11 protein-coding genes and 1 riboswitch are annotated in these 18,132 nt (G+C 60.8%); of the genes, 9 read left to right on the top strand and 2 right to left on the bottom strand.

Translation table 11 applies throughout. The features are described 5' to 3' along the window. Window positions 1-3: 3 nt before the first annotated feature. Window positions 4-5,046 (bottom strand): leucine-rich repeat domain-containing protein, encoded by a 5,043-nt coding sequence (locus tag CER19_RS24475; RefSeq protein WP_116668295.1) that lies wholly within the window; start codon window positions 5,044-5,046, stop codon window positions 4-6. A 300-nt stretch (window positions 5,047-5,346) separates the two neighbouring features. On the opposite strand from CER19_RS24475, the gene CER19_RS24470 reads away from it, so the two are divergent. The 7 genes from CER19_RS24470 to astE all read left to right on the top strand — a co-directional run bounded on the left by CER19_RS24470 (window position 5,347) and on the right by astE (window position 13,175). Next, window positions 5,347-6,567: an aspartate aminotransferase family protein gene (locus tag CER19_RS24470; protein WP_003193615.1), complete on the top strand. Its 1,221-nt coding sequence runs from the start codon at window positions 5,347-5,349 to the stop codon at window positions 6,565-6,567. Window positions 6,568-6,779: 212 nt separating this feature from the next. Further along, window positions 6,780-7,799, top strand: coding sequence for an arginine/ornithine succinyltransferase subunit alpha (gene aruF, locus CER19_RS24460; protein WP_003175655.1), 1,020 nt, complete (start codon window positions 6,780-6,782; stop codon window positions 7,797-7,799). Window positions 7,800-7,850: 51 nt separating this feature from the next. Continuing rightward, window positions 7,851-8,876, top strand: coding sequence for an arginine N-succinyltransferase (gene astA, locus CER19_RS24455; protein ID WP_116668293.1), 1,026 nt, complete (start codon window positions 7,851-7,853; stop codon window positions 8,874-8,876). Beyond that, window positions 8,873-10,342, top strand: coding sequence for a succinylglutamate-semialdehyde dehydrogenase (astD, locus tag CER19_RS24450; protein ID WP_165861671.1), 1,470 nt, complete (start codon window positions 8,873-8,875; stop codon window positions 10,340-10,342). The genes astA and astD overlap by 4 nt, the downstream gene beginning before the upstream one ends. Window positions 10,343-10,498: 156 nt before the next feature. After that, a complete protein-coding gene (gene astB, locus CER19_RS24445; RefSeq protein ID WP_116668291.1) occupies window positions 10,499-11,845 on the top strand; it encodes an N-succinylarginine dihydrolase in 1,347 nt (448 codons plus the stop codon). Window positions 11,846-11,871: 26 nt separating this feature from the next. Next, the gene (locus tag CER19_RS24440; protein ID WP_003175651.1) at window positions 11,872-12,159 is read left to right on the top strand and encodes a hypothetical protein; all 288 of its coding nucleotides are present in this window, start codon (window positions 11,872-11,874) and stop codon (window positions 12,157-12,159) included. Between the two features lie 11 nt (window positions 12,160-12,170). Next, window positions 12,171-13,175, top strand: a complete 1,005-nt coding sequence (astE, locus tag CER19_RS24435; protein WP_116668290.1) for a succinylglutamate desuccinylase — start codon at window positions 12,171-12,173, stop codon at window positions 13,173-13,175. A 133-nt stretch (window positions 13,176-13,308) separates the two neighbouring features. Here the strand turns inward: astE and CER19_RS24430 are convergent, their stop codons facing one another. After that, on the bottom strand, window positions 13,309-13,818 hold the full coding sequence (locus CER19_RS24430) for a 6,7-dimethyl-8-ribityllumazine synthase (protein WP_003193604.1): 510 nt from the start codon (window positions 13,816-13,818) through the stop codon (window positions 13,309-13,311). Between the two features lie 99 nt (window positions 13,819-13,917). Next, window positions 13,918-14,087: riboswitch (FMN riboswitch) on the bottom strand. Between the two features lie 189 nt (window positions 14,088-14,276). On the opposite strand from CER19_RS24430, the gene ltaE reads away from it, so the two are divergent. Both ltaE and alaS read left to right on the top strand, forming a co-directional pair. Next, entirely contained in the window at window positions 14,277-15,281 is a 1,005-nt protein-coding gene (gene ltaE / locus CER19_RS24425; RefSeq protein ID WP_116668289.1) for a low-specificity L-threonine aldolase, read from the top strand. Window positions 15,282-15,427: 146 nt separating this feature from the next. Continuing rightward, complete coding sequence (gene alaS, locus CER19_RS24420) at window positions 15,428-18,046, top strand: alanine--tRNA ligase (RefSeq protein WP_116668288.1); 2,619 nt, start codon at window positions 15,428-15,430, stop codon at window positions 18,044-18,046. Window positions 18,047-18,132 lie beyond the last annotated feature (86 nt).

Raw genomic sequence — 18,132 nt, 5'->3', positions numbered from 1 at the left:
TTGTTATTCATCTTCCTGCTCCGACACGTCGGTTGAGCGGGTCGGGGATAGCTGCGCGCGCTCGCGGACTTCAGGGACACCAAAATCCACAGCGGTACGCTCATAAATTGAGACCAGCCGGGTGATCGTTTCGGGCGAAAAGGGGTTGCCAGTCAGAACGAAACCATCGGCACGGTCCGCGGGCACTTCAAGTAGGTCGTTGGGGAGTTCAGTAAGCAGATTGTTTCTCAAATCCAGTTGAGTCAGTGATTGCAAGCTCAATACCCCATTGGGCAAGGTGGTCAGCCCCGCGTTTTCGATTAGCAGTCCGTTCAAGCCCTGCATCCTGCTGACATCGGGTGTGATCCCCAAGGGGTTGCCACCCAGGTCCAGGTATTTAAGGTTGGCCAGGTCGCTCAGGGCCTCGGCGCTCGTTGCCGTCAACCGGATGTGGTTATGGGAAAGTATGAGCGACTCGAGTTTTGCCAGCTTGAATACGTCGCCAGGGATGTCTCGCAGGGCATAACGATGGACGTGCAGGCTTTTGAGGTTGGGGAAGCGCACCAGCCAACCCTCGGGGATCGATGTGGTTCCCTCGGCTCTCAACTCCAGTTTTGAAACATGCCTGAAGTCAATATTCAGGGGCGGCAAGTCCCCCAGCAGCGGCACGGTCAGCCCCATTTCGTGGGTGCTGGACGCGCCTCCATTGGTTGCGTCCAGGTTGGTTTCCCCGCGCCAAGCCGCCTCCAGCAGTGTCTTGCATTGTTGCCGCAGGATTTGCTGTTGGGCTTGTATACCTGGGTCCATGGGGGTGTCGATGAAGGGGTAGTGCTCGGGAACCGTCGTCACCCAGTCTTCCAGATCCGCTTGCAGGCGTGCGTAATCGGCTTTATCGGCTGTCAGGCGCATGAGTATTGGCATGGCGTTATCCAGGCTACCGGGCAGCTTGAAGATAAAGTTGTTGGCTTGTTCGGCGGTGTAGGTGGGAAAGAACGCCTGGGCCAAGAGGCGCTCGGCTGGGTTGGCCTCTGCACCGAAGTGTTCGCCGGTTTTACCGCAATAGTTTTTGATCTTTTGCAGCGTGGCGCGTGAGAGCGGGTTGCCGGACAAGTTGAAGGCCTTGGCTTTTTCGCCAGGTAGCTTGAAGAGCGCCTCGGGCAGCTTGCTCAAGTAGTTGCCGCTGAGATCGGCACTGGTCAGTTGCGGGCGATTGAGCAGGTTCTCGGGAAACAGCGATATCCCGCTGTGGCTCACGTTCAACGTCTGCAACGCTGGCATGTTTCCAAGGTTGGGAGACAGTGATAGTTGAGGGTTGTGGGACAGGTCCAGGCTTTTTAGTTGGGTCAACATGCCAAGGTCTGCTCGGCCTCGCCTCGTCAGGTGGATGTTGCAATTGGGTAGCGCCAGCCTGTCGAGATGGGGCAGTGCAATGATTTCGGCTGGCACGGTGTTCAGGGCGATATCGCTGATTTCCAGGGTTCGCAGGTTGGGAAAACGGGGCAAGAAGCCGAGTGTGCCTTGGGTGCTACGGTACCCTTTGAATCTCAGGCGGGAGATGTGATCGAAGGTGGCGCTGAGTGTGGGCAGCTCACCGTGCAGGGGGTAGTCAAGGTGCAATTGGCTGCCGCCGGCAAAGAGGGGGTCTTTCGGGCTTTCATAGCGCCAGGCGCGGATCAGTTCGTTTGTCCAGATCCAGCGGTGCAGGCTCTCGTCGCCAAGTGCCGCGGTCGAGGATGGCATTTGGTTATCGATGACAACTTGGGAAGCCTGGGCGCGCCAGGCCGACAGGTCAGTTTCCAGCTGCTGGAACTCGGCCCGCATGGTTTGAAGTGTTTGCAGGGCAGAGCCAGGGCGGGTTTGCAAAAAAGCCAATATGGCATTCACTTGGCCTGGGTTCAGGCTGGGGTAGAGCTCGTGCAGCAGTGGCGCCGCCTGATTGTTGGCTGGGTAGTCGGGTATGGCGTCGTAACCCTCCATTCCGCCTGGCAGGCGCATCAGCCTCGGGTCGTAGGACGGCTTGAGCACGGGGACCTCAGCCAGCAGTGGGTCAAGTTCATCACGTGTCAGCGCGTGTTCGCGCAGGGTTTCTTTCAAGTGCGGGCCTTGGCCGATTTGCATGCCCAGTGCGTCGCGCTGTGCATCGGGGAGTGCCTGGAGCACAGCGGTGTAGAAGTCGGTTTCGCCGAGCAAGGTGCCCTTGCTGTCTTCGGGGATGTAATCGCCTTCGATCGTGCGCACGAGCAGGCGCTGGATCGGTGCCTGGGCCGGGCCGATGGCGTCCCTTATACGACCCGTGCGATTGAAGTCGCGCACTTGCAGATGCACCTGCGGCGACCAGCCCGGCAGTTTTTCCAGGGAGTGCAGGGCGAGTCGGTGGGTGTCGCCGGTTTCCAGCGTGCCCATGTACAAACCCTCATAGGCCCGGCTGATTCGGACCTGATGGGCCATCCAGCGTGCGCGTTCGGCCAGGAGCGAGGGTAGGCTGCCCTGGTCGAGGTCCAGCAGGTCTTGGCCGGTGGCGGAGCGCAGCACTTCTTCGGCGGCACTGACGGGTAGGCCGGGCGTGTTGTCTATGATCTTCTGCAGACGGGGGGCAGCGGTAGTTTCCACGCCTCGATAGCGCGAATCGAACATCGAGGCGCGTTTTTCCTCGGCTCGGCCTGCCAGTTGTCTGCGCAGTTTCGCCGCACGCACATGCAACTGGGTGGTTGGGGTGCCGAAGTCTTCTTCGAGCAGGGTTTTGCGTTCTGATTCGTCTAGGGTTTCCAGCAGCGTCTTGAGCAGGTTGCCGCTGTTCATCTGCGCTTCATGGATCTGTACCACCGCAGCGTTTTCCAGGCCTGGGTGCTCCCATACGGTGTCACCCTTGGCGTTGAGAAAGCGCAGGGTCTTGGATTCGGGCCACAGGCCGGTTTGGCTCAGCAGCCAGAGTTGGGTCTGCGGGTCGGCTTTTGAGTAAACCAGCGGGTCGTCACTGTTCATCTGATCGATGAAGTCTTGCAACTGACGGTCGATGTTGATGCGCTTGAGGGTGTCGGCCAGCAAGGGCGCAGGCGGCTGGCGGTCCATATACAGTTTGCGTAGGGCACCGTCGTCGGTGCCGCTGATGCGTTGCGCCTGTTCCAGGGCGGTTTCGTCAAGAGCGTCGGCGGGCGGGCCGAGTCTGCGCAGCAAGGTGGTGCGATCCCACGTCAGCGGGTGATCCAGTGGGGTCAGCCAGGCGCCTTTGCTATTGCCGATGACCGGCGGTTGGTAGGCGTGTGCGTGGCTGGGGTGCTCCAACACGGCGTTGCCTGCCTGTTGCTTGACGGCAAAGTGCTGCCCCTCCAGCGCCAGGATGTGTTTGTCGCCGTAGGCGTGCAATCCATCGTGTTTGGGGCGTGACTCGGTGGCCAACTGAATGTCATGGGCGTAGGGGGCCAGGTCCGGATTCCACAAGCGGGTTTTACCGTCACCGGAGGCGACCGGGTGGAGGCGGTCAAAGAAATCCCACACCTCCTGAGGCAGCACCTGTCGCAGCAGCCCCTCGGCAATCGGCGCGCCGACCGCGAACATGCCCAATTGCACCATTTGCTCCGTGATCGATATCAGGTGCGCGAGCGCTTGGCGCTTGAGGCCCTCGGCCCAATCGAGGATGCCTTCGAACACCTCGTCCAGCAGTTGATACGCGGTGTAGCCGAGCATCAGCAAACCTAGCGGGGGGATGAACGGGGTAGCGATGAAGGCTACGATTTCGAGCAGGGTTTTGCCGATTTTTTCCACGATGTCCCAACGTTGCCAGCGCGCCTTGCTGTCGGCGTCGGCGGTGGACACGGCGATGCTTCGCGCGTCATTGAGCAGCCTGTTGAGTTTGCTTTCATAAAGATGTTCGTACAGGTCGCCGCTGATTTTCGTTGCGTGCAACTGCAGATTGGGGTTGGCAACAGGTTCTGTGCGCCACGTCGGCCTGGGATCGCCGGGAACTGGCTGATGCCAGGTTATCTGAGACAAACGGTGATTGAGATCGGAAAAGAAGTAGGCGCGGTGTTCGTGGCTGATAAAGCGGCTGAAAAACGCCTGATAGTCGGCGTCGCGCAATTTGCGGGTCAAGTCCTGAATAAACGCGATGCCGTCGCGGTAATACTTGAGGGGGGCCTTTGGGTCGCCGGGAATGTACACCACCATGGGCACGGCGCTGCTGTGCAGCTCCAAGTCGGCGGCGAACAGCACGATGCCGGCCAGCGGCGCGTCCATCAGGCTCAGGTCGTGGTTGAACAGGATCTTGCCTTCGAGCGTCAGGCCATTGACCCCTTTGAGCTGGGACTGGAGTGTGCGTAATGCCCTTTCGCTACCGTCCTTTTGCAGGCGTGCCAGGTGCACGGCAGCTTGTGCCTCGGCTTTGAGGCTTTCTATGACGGTAGTGCGCAGCGAGGCTTTGCGTTTGGCGTCTTTGAAGCCGAAAAACGTTTTGAGGTAGCTCTGGTATTGCGCACCAATGTCCAGTTCACGACATAGCCCGATGAATGCCCCAATGCTGATTTTGCTGTTCACGGAGGGCAGGGTGTCGAACTGGCCGGTGGAGGAAGGTTGGGTGATGAAACTGGAGTCTGCGGTGTAGGCGCCTTTTTCGCTTTCTGCTGCGTCGAAGTTGTGCAGCGCCGCGTCTACCAATGACACGGTCCAGACTTTGACGCCGGTCTCGATGGGGAATAGTAGAGTCGTCAGCGGGGCATACAGGCGCAGATGGGTGGTGCTGACGTCGATGTCCACGCCCCATCGCGTCTTGAGCGCCTGTTGCAGCAGTGGCGCGGCGAAGGCCTGCGGTGCCTTGAGGTCGGCCAGCGCCGTGTCTACTTGGTTCTGCGCAGCCCAGCTCTGCTCTACGGCCTGTTTGAGGGGGGCTTGCTGAAGGCGGCTGACGTCGACCTGCCCGCTGGCGAACTCAAGTGGCGCATCTTTCAAGGCCTGGCGTTTACCCTCGGACAGGCTTCCTAGCCAGGGCGGCAGGCGCGTATGAATCCCGGCGGGCACCAGGGAGGCGGCGAGTGTGAGGCGTTGGATAATCGTTGCGGGGGCGGGCGTGGGCACGTGGCTGATCCTTCAGTGGGGTGAGTCACGCTCATCACAGCAAGTCCGGTTGGTCCACAGGTGGCAGATAGTTAAGGGGGTTGGCGAAAATCAGCAGGCGGTGCCTCTGCCTCTCACGTAGCGCAGCGTTTACACTGCGCCATTGCGACGCAATATGTCGCATTGCCGTAAACCCGCGTAAAACCGGGGTTGGCGCTATAAGAAGTTGTCGCTTGGCGACAAGGTGGCGCTGAAAACTGTCCTTACAATCCCTGCATCGCCCGCCAGTTCCAGGCAGGCGTTCCTCTTCAGGAGACTCCGATGTCCGTTGAGCAAGCCCCGGTGCAACGTGCCGATTTCGACCAAGTGATGGTGCCCAACTACGCACCTGCTGCCTTTATCCCCGTACGTGGCGCAGGTTCGCGCGTGTGGGACCAGGCCGGTCGCGAGCTGATCGACTTTGCCGGCGGCATCGCGGTCAACGTATTGGGCCATGCGCACCCGGCGCTGGTCGGTGCACTGACCGAACAGGCCAACACGCTGTGGCATGTCTCGAACGTGTTCACCAATGAGCCAGCCTTGCGCCTGGCCCACAAGCTGATCGACGCCACCTTTGCCGAGCGCGTGTTTTTCTGCAACTCCGGCGCCGAAGCCAACGAGGCCGCGTTCAAGCTGGCCCGTCGCGTGGCGTTCGACCGTTTTGGCAGCGAGAAGTACGAGATCATCGCCGCGCTGAATAGCTTCCACGGTCGTACCCTGTTTACCGTCAACGTCGGTGGCCAGTCGAAGTACTCCGATGGGTTCGGGCCTAAAATCACCGGCATCACCCACGTTCCTTATAACGACCTGGCTGCACTGAAAGCGGCAGTGACCGATAAGACCTGCGCCGTGGTTCTGGAACCGATCCAGGGCGAAGGCGGTGTACTGCCGGCCGAACTGGCTTACCTGCAAGGCGCTCGCGAACTGTGCGACGCCCACGACGCGCTGCTGGTATTCGATGAAGTGCAAACCGGCATGGGCCGCACCGGCCACCTGTTTGCCTACCAGCATTACGGCGTGACGCCAGATATCCTCACCAGCGCCAAGAGCCTGGGCGGCGGCTTCCCGATTGCGGCGATGCTCACCCGTGAAGACTTGGCCAAGCACTTGGTGGTCGGCACCCACGGCACCACCTACGGCGGCAACCCGCTGGCGTGCGCGGTAGCGGAAGCGGTGATCGACGTGATCAACACCCCAGAAGTGCTGGCGGGTGTGAATGCCAAGCACGACCTGTTCAAGGCGCGCCTGGAGCAGATCGGCAAGCAGTACGGCATCTTCACCCAAGTGCGCGGCATGGGCTTGTTGATCGGTTGCGTACTCAGTGATGCCTTCAAAGGCAAGGCCAAGGACGTGTTCAACGCGGCCGAGAAAGAGAACTTGATGATCCTGCAAGCCGGCCCCGACGTGGTGCGTTTTGCACCGAGCCTGGTGGTGGAAGAGGCGGACATCAACGAAGGCCTGGATCGTTTTGAGCGCGCTGTGAAGACGTTGACGCAAGCCTGATAGCGACACATTTTATTGGCCGGACCTGAACAAATGTGGGAGCTGGCTTGCCTGCGATAGCATCACCTCGGTGCCGTTGATAGACCGAGTTGCCTGTATCGCAGGCAAGCCAGCTCCCACATGGATCTGCTGACACATTGAGACCGATGTGTATCCAGGGCCCGTGTCCGGCATTTTTTCCTCTGTGAGTTTTCGAGTTAAGGAGTGACACCATGCTGGTGATGCGCCCCGCGCAAATGGCTGACCTGGGCGAGGTACAGCGTCTGGCTGCGGACAGCCCGATTGGTGTCACCTCCTTGCCGGATGATGTGGAACGCCTGAGCGACAAGATCGCCGCCAGCGAAGCCTCCTTCGCGGCAGAGGTGAGTTTCAACGGTGAAGAGAGCTATTTCTTCGTGCTGGAAGACACCGAGACCGGCAAGCTCGCCGGCTGCTCGGCCATCGTTGCCTCGGCCGGCTACTCCGAGCCGTTCTATAGCTTTCGTAACGAAACCTTTGTACACGCCTCCCGAGAGCTGAAGATCCACAACAAGATCCACGTGCTTTCCCAGTGCCACGACCTTACCGGCAACAGCCTGCTCACCAGCTTTTATGTGGTGCCTGAACTGGTCGGTTCGCCGTGGTCGGAACTCAATTCCCGTGGCCGCCTGCTGTTTGTCGCCAGCCATCCCGAGCGCTTTGCCGATTCGGTGGTGACCGAGATTGTCGGCTACAGCGACGAGAACGGTGACTCGCCGTTCTGGGATGCCATTGGCCGCAACTTTTTCGACCTCAACTATGCTGCCGCCGAGCGCCTGTGTGGGCTGAAAAGCCGTACCTTCCTTGCCGAGCTGATGCCGCACTATCCGATCTACGTGCCGCTGTTGCCCGATGAAGCCCAAGAGGCCATGGGCCAGGTGCACCCGCGTGCGCAAATCACCTTCGACATCCTGATGCGTGAAGGCTTCGAAACTGACCATTACATCGACATTTTCGACGGTGGCCCGACGCTGCACGCCCGCGTCTCGGGCATTCGCTCGATCGCCCAGAGCCGCGTGGTGCCGGTGAAGATCGGTGAGATGGTCAAGGGCGTTGGCCGCCAGTACCTGGTGAGCAACGCGCAGTTGCAGGATTACCGGGCGGTGATGCTGGAGCTGGACTACGCGCCCGGCAAACCGGTGACCCTGGACCTGGCGGCAGCCGAAGCGCTGGGTGTTGGCGAAGGTGCCAGTGTGCGCCTGGTTGCGGTTTAAAAAGAGAGTTTCGCGGGTGGCTGACAACAGCGGCCCGTTCGAGGAGATAGCATGATCGTTCGTCCCGTACGCAGCAGCGATTTACCGGCCCTGATAGACCTGGCGCGCAGCACTGGCACCGGTCTCACCACCTTGCCGGCCAACGAAGAGCGCCTGACCCACCGGGTGGGCTGGGCGGAAAAAACCTTTCGCGGCGAAGCCGGGCGCGGCGATGCCGACTACCTGTTCGTGCTGGAAAACGACGAAGGCCGCGTGGTGGGAATCTCCGCCATTGCTGGCGCCGTTGGCCTGCGCGAGCCGTGGTACAACTTCCGGGTGGGGCTGACCGTCAGCGCGTCCCAGGAATTGAATATCTACCGTGAGATTCCGACGCTGTTCCTGGCTAACGACCTCACCGGTAATTCCGAATTGTGTTCGTTGTTTTTGCACGCCGATTACCGCAACGGCCTCAACGGTCGCATGCTGGCCAAGGCGCGCATGTTGTTTATCGCCGAGTTCCCGCAACTGTTCGGCAACAAGATCATTGCCGAGATGCGCGGCGTGTCCAACGACGCCGGGCGTTCGCCGTTCTGGGAAAGCCTGGGCCGGCACTTCTTCAAGATGGAGTTCAGCCAGGCCGACTACCTCACCGGCGTGGGCAACAAGGCGTTTATCGCTGAGCTGATGCCCAAGTTTCCGCTGTACAGCTGCTTTCTCTCCGAAGACGCGCGCAATGTGATCGGCAAGGTCCACCCGGACACCGAGCCGGCCCTGAGCATGCTCAAGAGCGAAGGCTTCAGCTACCAGGGCTATGTGGATATTTTCGACGCCGGCCCGGCGGTGGAATGTGAAACCAGCAAGATCCGTGCGGTGCGCGACAGCCAGTCACTGGTGTTGGCCATCGGCACGCCGGGGGACGACGCCACGCCGTTCCTGATCCATAACCGCAAGCGCGAGGAATGCCGTATCACCGCCGCTCCGGCCCGTCTGGCGGCAGGTACCCTGGTGGTCGATCCACAGACCGCCAAGCGCCTGCAACTGGTGGTGGGTGATCAAGTGCGTGCTGTTGCGTTGTCTGCTGCTCGGGAGACCAAATAATGAATTCGCTGTATATCGCAGGTAGCTGGCTGGCTGGCCAGGGTGAGCTGTTTGAATCGCGCAACCCGGTGACCCAGCAAGTGCTGTGGTCTGGTAATGGCGCCAGCGTTGAACAGGTCGAATCCGCCGTGCAGGCTGCGCGCCAGGCATTCCCGGCATGGGCCAAGCGCCCGCTCGAAGAACGCATCAGCGTGCTGGAAACTTTCGCAGCCACCCTGAAAAGCCGTGCCGATGAAATCGCCCGCTGCATTGGCGAAGAAACCGGCAAGCCACTGTGGGAGTCGGCCACTGAAGTCACCAGCATGGCCAACAAGATTGCGATCTCGGTGCAAAGCTACCGCGAGCGTACCGGCGAGAAGAGCGGCCCCCTGGGCGACGCCACCGCTGTGTTGCGCCATAAACCCCACGGTGTGGTGGCGGTGTTCGGCCCTTACAATTTCCCTGGGCACTTGCCCAATGGGCACATCGTCCCGGCGTTGCTGGCGGGTAATACCGTGCTGTTCAAACCGAGCGAGCTGACCCCCAAGGTCGCCGAGCTGACCGTACAGTGCTGGATCGAAGCCGGTTTGCCGGCGGGCGTGCTGAACCTGCTGCAAGGCGCGCGGGAAACCGGCATCGCCCTGGCGGCCAACCCAGGCATCGACGGCCTGTTCTTTACCGGCTCCAGCCGCACCGGCAACCACCTGCACCAGCAGTTCTCCGGGCGCCCGGACAAGATCCTGGCCTTGGAAATGGGCGGTAATAACCCATTGGTCGTGGACGAAGTCGCCGACGTGGATGCGGCGGTGTACACCATCATCCAGTCCGCGTTTATCTCGGCAGGTCAGCGTTGCACCTGTGCCCGCCGCTTGCTGGTGCCGCAGGGTGCCTGGGGCGATGCCTTGCTGGCGCGCCTGGTGGCGGTGAGTGCGAGCATTGAAGTGGGCGCTTTCGACCAGCAACCGGCGCCGTTCATGGGCTCGGTGATCTCCCTTGCTGCGGCCAAAGCGTTGATGCAAGCCCAGGAACTGATGTTGGCCAATGGCGCCGTGGCGCTGCTGGAGATGACCCAGCCTCAGACGCAGGCCGCATTGCTGACCCCTGGCATCATCGACGTAACCGGCGTGACGGAACGTGAAGACGAAGAGCTGTTCGGCCCGCTGCTGCAGGTGATCCGCTACGCGGATTTTGCCGGTGCCATCGCTGAGGCCAACAACACCCAGTACGGCCTGGCTGCTGGCCTGTTGTCGGACTCCGAAGCGCGTTACCAGCAATTCTGGCTGGAAAGCCGCGCCGGTATCGTCAACTGGAACAAGCAGTTGACCGGCGCTGCCAGTACCGCGCCATTCGGTGGTGTGGGGGCGTCGGGCAATCATCGCGCCAGTGCCTATTACGCGGCGGATTATTGCGCGTACCCGGTGGCGTCGCTGGAGACGCCAAGCCTGATAGTCCCGGCAACGCTCACGCCAGGTATAACGCTGATCTAAATGTGGGAGCGGGCTTGCTCGCGAATGCGGTGTTTCATTCAACATTTGAAGTGACTGAACCACCGGTTTCGCGAGCAAGCCCGCCCCCACAATGGATCTGTGGTGTATTCAAGTGATTTGATGCCTATAAAAACAGATGTTCGTGGAGCCTCGCCGATGAAATCCTGTGAAGTCAATTTTGACGGTCTAGTGGGGCCGACCCATAACTACGGCGGTTTGTCCTTCGGCAACGTCGCGTCCCAAAGCAACAGCCAGCAGTCTTCCAACCCGAAGGAAGCGGCGTTGCAGGGCCTGCAGAAAATGAAAGCCCTGATGGACATGGGTTTTGTGCAAGGTGTATTGGCGCCCCAGGAACGCCCGGATGTGGCCGCCTTGCGCAGCTTGGGTTTCAGCGGCACCGACGCCCAGGTGATCGAGCAGGCGGCCAAGCAGGCCATGCCGTTGCTGGTAGCGAGCTGCTCGGCTTCCAGCATGTGGGTAGCCAACGCCGCCACCGTCAGCCCAAGCGCCGACACCGCAGACGGTCGCGTGCATTTCACTGCCGCCAACCTCAATTGCAAATACCACCGCAGCATCGAACACCCCACCACCAGCCGCGTGCTGGGGGCGATGTTCGCCGATGGCAAACATTTCGCCCACCACGCCGCCTTGCCGGCCGTGGCGCAGTTTGGCGATGAAGGCGCGGCCAACCACACGCGTTTCTGCCGTGAATACGGCGAGGCGGGCGTCGAGTTTTTCGTGTTCGGCCGTAGTGCTTTCGACCCTCGTTACCCGGCCCCGCAGAAGTACCCGGCGCGCCAGACCCTCGAAGCCTCCCAGGCCGTTGCGCGCCTGCATGGCTTGAAGGATGACGGTGTGGTCTACGCCCAGCAGAACCCGGCGGTGATCGATGCGGGTGTGTTCCACAACGATGTGATCGCGGTGGGCAACGGTGAAGTGCTGTTCTATCACGAGGATGCGTTCCTCAACACCGAACAGATGCTCGCCGAACTGCACGGCAAGCTGGGCAAGTTGGGCGGCAACTTCCAATCGGTGTGTGTGCCCCGCGCGTTGGTCAGTGTCGAGGACGCGGTGCGTTCCTACCTGTTCAACAGCCAGTTACTGACTCGTCCTGACGGTTCGATGCTGCTGATCGTGCCGGAAGAGTGCCGCGCCAATGAGCGTGTGTGGCAGTACCTGCAAGGTTTGACCGCTGCCGGCGGGTTGATCCGCGAAGTCAAGGTCTTCGACCTCAAGCAAAGCATGCAGAACGGCGGCGGGCCGGCGTGCCTGCGCCTGCGTGTGGCGTTGAACGAAACCGAGCTGGCGGCCGTGAACCCAGGGGTTATCATGACCGCGCCGTTGTACGAAACCCTGACCCAGTGGGTGAGCAAGCACTACCGCGACAGCCTGCGCGAAACCGACCTAGCTGACCCGCAGTTACTGCTTGAGTGCCGGACGGCACTGGATGAACTGACGCAAATCCTTAAACTGGGCTCGGTTTATCCTTTCCAGATCAATTAATGCCACACGGCTGAGATATTTTATTTATGACCGACACCCTGAAACTCATCCTTGAAGACACCGACGGCACCCAGCTGGAAACCTCCTGCACCCGCGTCGCCGTGGTCTGGCAGGGCAAGGAGATCTGGATCCAGCACGATGGCCGCGGCCAACTGCTGATTGGCGTGGACGTAGAAGAAGGCGACGCCGAGTACGCCAACCTGCTGATGCGCCCATTGGCCACCAACCTGATGAGCCTGCAACTGGAAATGGAACCGGCCGACGTTGAAGGTGACGACGACGATCACGTCCACGGCCCAGGCTGCAACCACTAAGGAAGCTGCTTATGCTCGCCCTCGGCAAACTGCTTGAACTGACCCTCGCCGGTCGTGAACCGGCGCAAAAAATTCAACTGACTGTCGACGGCGTGCAGATGCGCTGGCTCAGCGAAGGCGCGCTTGAAGTGCGTCCTCCTGAAGCTTTGGACAACGGCAGCGACTTGCTGCTGTCGTCCGGCATCCATGGCAACGAAACCGCGCCGATCGAACTGCTCGACCGCCTGTTGCATGGCATCGCCCGCGGGGAGATCAAGCCCCGCACCCGTATTCTGTTCCTGTTCGGTAATACCGAGGCCATGCGCCGCGGTGAGCGTTACCTCGAACTGGACGTCAACCGGCTGTTCAACGGCCGTCATGAACAAAACATCGGCCCCGAAGCGATGCGCGCCGCTGAGCTTGAGCAATTGGCCCGCAGCTTTTTCAGCCAGCCTGGGCGCTCGCGCCTGCATTACGACCTGCATACCGCGATTCGTGGTTCGAAAATCGAGCAGTTCGCGTTGTACCCGTGGAAGCAAGACCGACAGCATTCGCGCCGTGAGCTGGAGCGCTTGAACGCGGCCGGCATGCAGGCGGTGCTGTTGCAGAACAAAACCTCGATTACCTTCACCGCGTTTACCTACGAGCAACTCGGCGCCGAGGCGTTCACCCTGGAGTTGGGCAAGGCGCGCCCGTTCGGGCAGAACGACGGTGTAAACGTGTCGCGCCTGGAAGCGCGTCTGAAGCAGATCATCGAGGGTAACGAGCCTGAGACCGGCAACCTCGACGGCCTGCAACTCTTCGCCGTTGCGCGGGAAGTGATCAAGCACAGCGACGCCTTCCTGATGCACCTGCCCGCAGATGTGGAAAACTTTTCGGAGTTGGAAAAAGGCTACCTGCTGGCCGAAGACGTAGCCAAGACCCGCTGGGTGATCGAGGAAGAGGGCGCCCGCATCATCTTCCCCAACCCTAAGGTGAAGAACGGCTTGCGCGCCGGGATATTGATCGTGCCAACCACGGATGCAGGCCTGGCCTAAGAGCCGAGGCTGGCTCGATCAAATCTGGGAGCTGGCTTGCCTGCGATAGCATCACCTGGGTATCACTGAGACACCCAGGTGTCTGTATCGCAGGCAAGCCAGCTCCCACACTGGTTTGCGGTGATGCTTGGATTTAGACCGCTACAGCCCGCGGCTCGCTACGACGGATCGCGCGTACCTTGTGCAGCGTATCGGCGCAGGTGCGCGCGGCTTCCTGGCCCTTGTGCACGAAGTGCTCGTAGAAGAACGTGGTGTGCTCGCTGCCGGCATGGAAGTGGTGCGGCGTCAGGGATACAGAGAACACAGGCACTTCAGTTTCCAACTGCACCTGCATCAGGCCGCTGACCACCGATTGCGCGACGAATTCGTGGCGGTAGATGCCACCGTCCACCACCAGCGCGGCAGCGACGATGCCGGCGTAACGGCCGGTCTTGGCCAGCAGCTTGGCGTGCAGGGGCATTTCAAAGGCGCCGCCGACTTCGAAGAAGTCGATGTCCGATTCCTGATAACCCTGGGCGATCATTTCGGCGAGGAAGCCTTTGCGCGATTGGTCGACAATATCCTTGTGCCAGCAGGCCTGGATAAACGCGACGCGCTCGCCGTGATGGTTTTTGCTTTTGCTGTCGATTGCGGTGGGTTGCATGTTCTGACTCCTGTTTAAGAAAAAACAGGGCGTTATGAATCGAATGGGATTTAAGGGTACGCGTGCGCAACAAACAGGCGCGCGGCCCTTAGGTGCCAATCCCGTTCTCTCTTCATCCGGACTATGACCGTCGGCCCCGGGATCACACCGGGTCTGCTGACCTTGTCGCCGTCCTGCCTGAGCAGTTCGAGGCGCCAAGCGCTCGCGGGCTATGCACATTGCGTGCAATTACCGCCGGTGGGGAATTGCACCCCGCCCTGAGAACGTTACCGCCAGAACCCTGGCGGCGGAGAGTTTTTAACATGGTTTTTCGAAAACTGCACGGCTGCCGTCTCGATAACTTATATCGGTTTGATTGGTTGGTATTCGAATGAATGCAATAGGGGCTTGATATTCCGTGGCTTTGCCCGCAGTAATCACACACAAAAGGACTTATCCACTCCGTTAGAGGCCCCCTGATGACCGTGATCGACCTGCGCAGCGACACCGTGACCCAACCTACCCCCGGCATGCTCGACGCAATGGCCAGCGCCGTCAGCGGCGATGATGTTTCCGGCGAAGCCCCCAGCGTCAACCGCCTGGAGGCCGAGCTGGCCAAGCGCCTGGGCTTTGCCGCGGCGCTGTTCGTACCCACCGGCACCATGAGCAACCTGCTGGCGTTGATGGCTCACTGTGAGCGCGGCGAGGAATATATCGTCGGCCAGCAGGCCCACACCTACAAATACGAAGGCGGCGGGGCGGCGGTGCTGGGGTCGATCCAGCCGCAGCCCCTGGAAGTTCAAGCTGATGGCTCCCTTGATCTGAATCAGGTGCTTGCAGCCATCAAACCCGACGACTTCCACTTCGCCCGCACACGCCTGCTGGCGCTGGAAAACACCATGCAGGGCAAAGTGCTGCCGCTGGATTACCTGGCCAAGGCCCGGGCATTTACCCAAGAACACGGCTTGGCCCTGCACCTGGATGGCGCCCGCCTTTACAACGCGGCAGTCAAGCTGGGGGTGGATGCGCGAGAAATCGCCCAGCACTTCGATTCGGTGTCGGTGTGCCTGTCCAAGGGCCTCGGCGCGCCGGTCGGTTCGGTGCTGTGTGGTTCGGCGGCGCTGATCGCCAAGGCTCGGCGCTTGCGCAAGATGGTCGGCGGCGGCATGCGCCAGGCCGGCTCCCTGGCGGCGGCGGGGTTGTATGCCCTGGACCACCAGGTACAGCGCCTGGCTGACGACCATGCCAACGCGCAATGGCTGGGTGATGAGTTACGCAAGGCTGGCTACAGCGTCGAACCGGTGCAGACCAATATGGTGTATGTGCAGGTAGGCGATCAGGCACAGGCGCTGAAGGCCTTTGCTGCCGAGCGTGGGGTCAAGTTGAGCGCCGCGCCGCGCTTGCGCATGGTCACTCATCTGGACGTCAGTCGGGCGCAGATCGAGCAAGTGCTGCAGACATTCGTCGCGTTTTCGCAGAAATGACAGTGCAGGCCGTCTAATTGACTGTTTCTATCACATAAACACGCTGTACCACCGGCAAAGGGCCGATATAATGCGGCCCTTTGCCGTCGCTCCGTCTGATGATGTTGCGCACTGGCCTTTGGCCGCAGCCTCCGTGGAAGAACCTAATGAAAAGCGCAGAAATCCGTGAAGCCTTCCTTCGCTTCTTCGAAGAGCAAGGTCACACCCGTGTAGCCTCCAGCTCCTTGATCCCAGGCAATGACCCAACCCTGCTGTTCACTAACGCGGGGATGAACCAGTTCAAGGACTGCTTCCTGGGCCAGGAAAAGCGCGCCTACACCCGCGCCACCAGCAGCCAGAAGTGCGTACGCGCCGGCGGCAAGAACAGCGACCTGGAAAACGTCGGCTACACCGCCCGTCACCACACCTTTTTCGAGATGCTGGGTAACTTCAGCTTCGGCGACTATTTCAAGAAAGACGCGATCACGTTCGCCTGGACCTTCCTCACCGGCGTGTTGAAGCTGCCCAAGGAAAAACTCTGGGTCACCGTGTACGCGACGGACGATGAAGCGTATGACATCTGGACCCAGGAAATCGGTGTACCTGCCGAGCGCATGATCCGTATCGGTGACAACAAAGGCGCGCCCTACGCGTCCGATAACTTCTGGACCATGGGCGATACCGGCCCGTGCGGCCCGTGCACCGAAATTTTCTATGATCACGGCGACGATATCTGGGGTGGCCCTCCAGGCTCGCCGGAAGAAGACGGCGACCGTTACATCGAGATCTGGAACAACGTGTTCATGCAGTTCAACCGCACCGCCGATGGCGTGTTGCATCCGCTGCCGGCACCGTCGGTGGATACCGGCATGGGCCTGGAGCGGATCAGTGCGGTGATGCAGCACGTTCACTCCAACTACGAGATCGACCTGTTCACCAACCTGCTGAGCGCCTCGGCGGCGGCCATTGGCTGCGCCAATGAAGGCCAGTCTTCGCTCAAGGTCGTGTCGGACCACATCCGTTCCTGCGGCTTCCTGATCGCCGACGGCGTGCTGCCGTCCAACGAGGGCCGTGGCTACGTGCTGCGTCGCATCATCCGTCGCGCGTGCCGCCACGGTAACAAGCTGGGCGCTACCGGCAGCTTCTTCTACAAGATCGTGGCCGCGCTGGTTGCCGAGATGGGCGATGCCTTCCCGGAACTCAAGCAACAGCAAGGCAACATCGAGCGTGTGCTCAAGGCTGAAGAGGAGCAGTTCTCCAAGACCCTGGAGCACGGCCTGAAAATCCTGGAGCAGGACCTGGCTGAGCTCAAAGGCACCGTGGTGCCGGGTGATGTGGTGTTCAAGTTGTACGACACCTATGGTTTCCCGATGGACCTGACTGCCGACATCGCCCGCGAGCGTGAGTTGACCGTCGACGAAGCCGGTTTCGAGCGTGAGATGGAAGCCCAGCGCGTGCGTGCACGTTCGGCCAGCTCCTTTGGCCTGGACTACAACACCCTGGTCAAGGTTGACGTACCGACCGAGTTCACCGGCTACAAGGCGACTGCGGGCTCGGCCAAGATCGTCGCCATCTATAAAGACGGCAAGTCGGTCGACGTGTTGAGCGAAGGTGAAGAGGCGGTTGTGGGGCTGGACCAGACGCCGTTTTATGCCGAGTCGGGTGGCCAGATTGGCGATTGCGGCTTCCTGAGCTCGACATCCGGTCGTTTTGATGTGCGCGACACCACCAAGACCGGCGGGGCTTTCCTGCATCACGGGGTGCTGGTGCTGGGCAACTTGACCGTGGGCGCACCGGTAGACACCCAGGTCGATGCTGACGTACGGCATGCCACGGCGTTGAACCACTCGGCCACTCACTTGCTGCACGCCGCGCTGCGCCAGGTACTGGGCGAGCACGTGCAGCAAAAAGGTTCGTTGGTGGACAGCCAGCGCCTGCGTTTTGACTTCAGCCACTTTGAAGCGATCAAGCCTGAGCAGATCAAGGCCCTGGAAGACATCGTCAACGCCGAGATTCGCAAGAACACCCCGGTTGAAACCGAAGAAACCGATATCGAGACCGCCAGGAACAAAGGCGCCATGGCGCTGTTTGGCGAGAAGTACGGCGACGAAGTCCGCGTACTGAGCATGGGCGGCAGCTTCTCGGTAGAACTCTGTGGTGGCATCCACGCCAACCGCACCGGCGATATCGGCCTGCTGAAGATCATCAGCGAAGGCGGTGTGGCCTCAGGCGTGCGTCGTATTGAGGCGGTGACCGGTGCTGCGGCCCTGGCTTACCTCAATGCAGCCGAAGAACAACTCAAGGAAGCGGCCGGCCTGGTCAAGGGCAGCCGCGACAACCTGATCGACAAGCTGTCCGCCGTGCTGGAGCGCAACCGTGCGCTGGAAAAACAGCTTGAGCAGTTGCAGGCCAAGGCGGCCAGCGCTGCGGGCGATGACCTGTCGGCCGCGGCGGTGGACGTCAAGGACGTAAAAGTCCTGGCGGCGCGCCTGGACGGCCAGGATGGCAAGGCGCTGTTGGCCTTGGTCGATCAGTTGAAGAACAAGCTCGGCCGCGCAGTGATCCTGCTCGGCAGTGTCCATGAGGATAAGGTCGTTCTGGTGGCTGGTGTAACCAAGGACCTGACTGGCCAACTCAAAGCCGGTGATTTGATGAAGCAAGCCGCTGCGACAGTGGGCGGCAAGGGCGGTGGTCGTCCAGACATGGCGCAAGGCGGTGGTGTTGATGCCGCAGCGCTGGACGCGGCGCTGGCCTTGACCGTGCCATTTGTCGAGGCAGGTATTTAAGGCACTGTTAATCGGCCCGTGGTCTAGTCACGGGCTTGTTCAGTGCAGGTGGATTGGATATTAGGCGCCCCTTTACGGGCTGAGGC

Source organism: Pseudomonas sp. GL93 (genome assembly GCF_003408955.1).
In the GTDB taxonomy this organism is placed as follows: Bacteria; Pseudomonadota; Gammaproteobacteria; order Pseudomonadales; family Pseudomonadaceae; genus Aquipseudomonas; species Aquipseudomonas paracarnis.
The sequence above is the reverse complement of the archived record's forward strand: the minus strand, read 5'-3'. Positions and strand labels throughout refer to the sequence as shown.

Bases quoted from the DNA above. Each gene is read 5' to 3' on its own strand.
- astB (WP_116668291.1), top strand. From the start codon at position 10,499: ATGAAATCCTGTGAAGTCAATTTTGACGGTCTAGTGGGGCCGACCCAT.
- aruF (WP_003175655.1), top strand. From the start codon at position 6,780: ATGCTGGTGATGCGCCCCGCGCAAATGGCTGACCTGGGCGAGGTACAG.
- CER19_RS24440 (WP_003175651.1), top strand. From the start codon at position 11,872: ATGACCGACACCCTGAAACTCATCCTTGAAGACACCGACGGCACCCAG.
- astE (WP_116668290.1), top strand. From the start codon at position 12,171: ATGCTCGCCCTCGGCAAACTGCTTGAACTGACCCTCGCCGGTCGTGAA.
- CER19_RS24430 (WP_003193604.1), bottom strand. From the start codon at position 13,818: ATGCAACCCACCGCAATCGACAGCAAAAGCAAAAACCATCACGGCGAG.
- astA (WP_116668293.1), top strand. From the start codon at position 7,851: ATGATCGTTCGTCCCGTACGCAGCAGCGATTTACCGGCCCTGATAGAC.
- CER19_RS24470 (WP_003193615.1), top strand. From the start codon at position 5,347: ATGTCCGTTGAGCAAGCCCCGGTGCAACGTGCCGATTTCGACCAAGTG.
- ltaE (WP_116668289.1), top strand. From the start codon at position 14,277: ATGACCGTGATCGACCTGCGCAGCGACACCGTGACCCAACCTACCCCC.
- alaS (WP_116668288.1), top strand. From the start codon at position 15,428: ATGAAAAGCGCAGAAATCCGTGAAGCCTTCCTTCGCTTCTTCGAAGAG.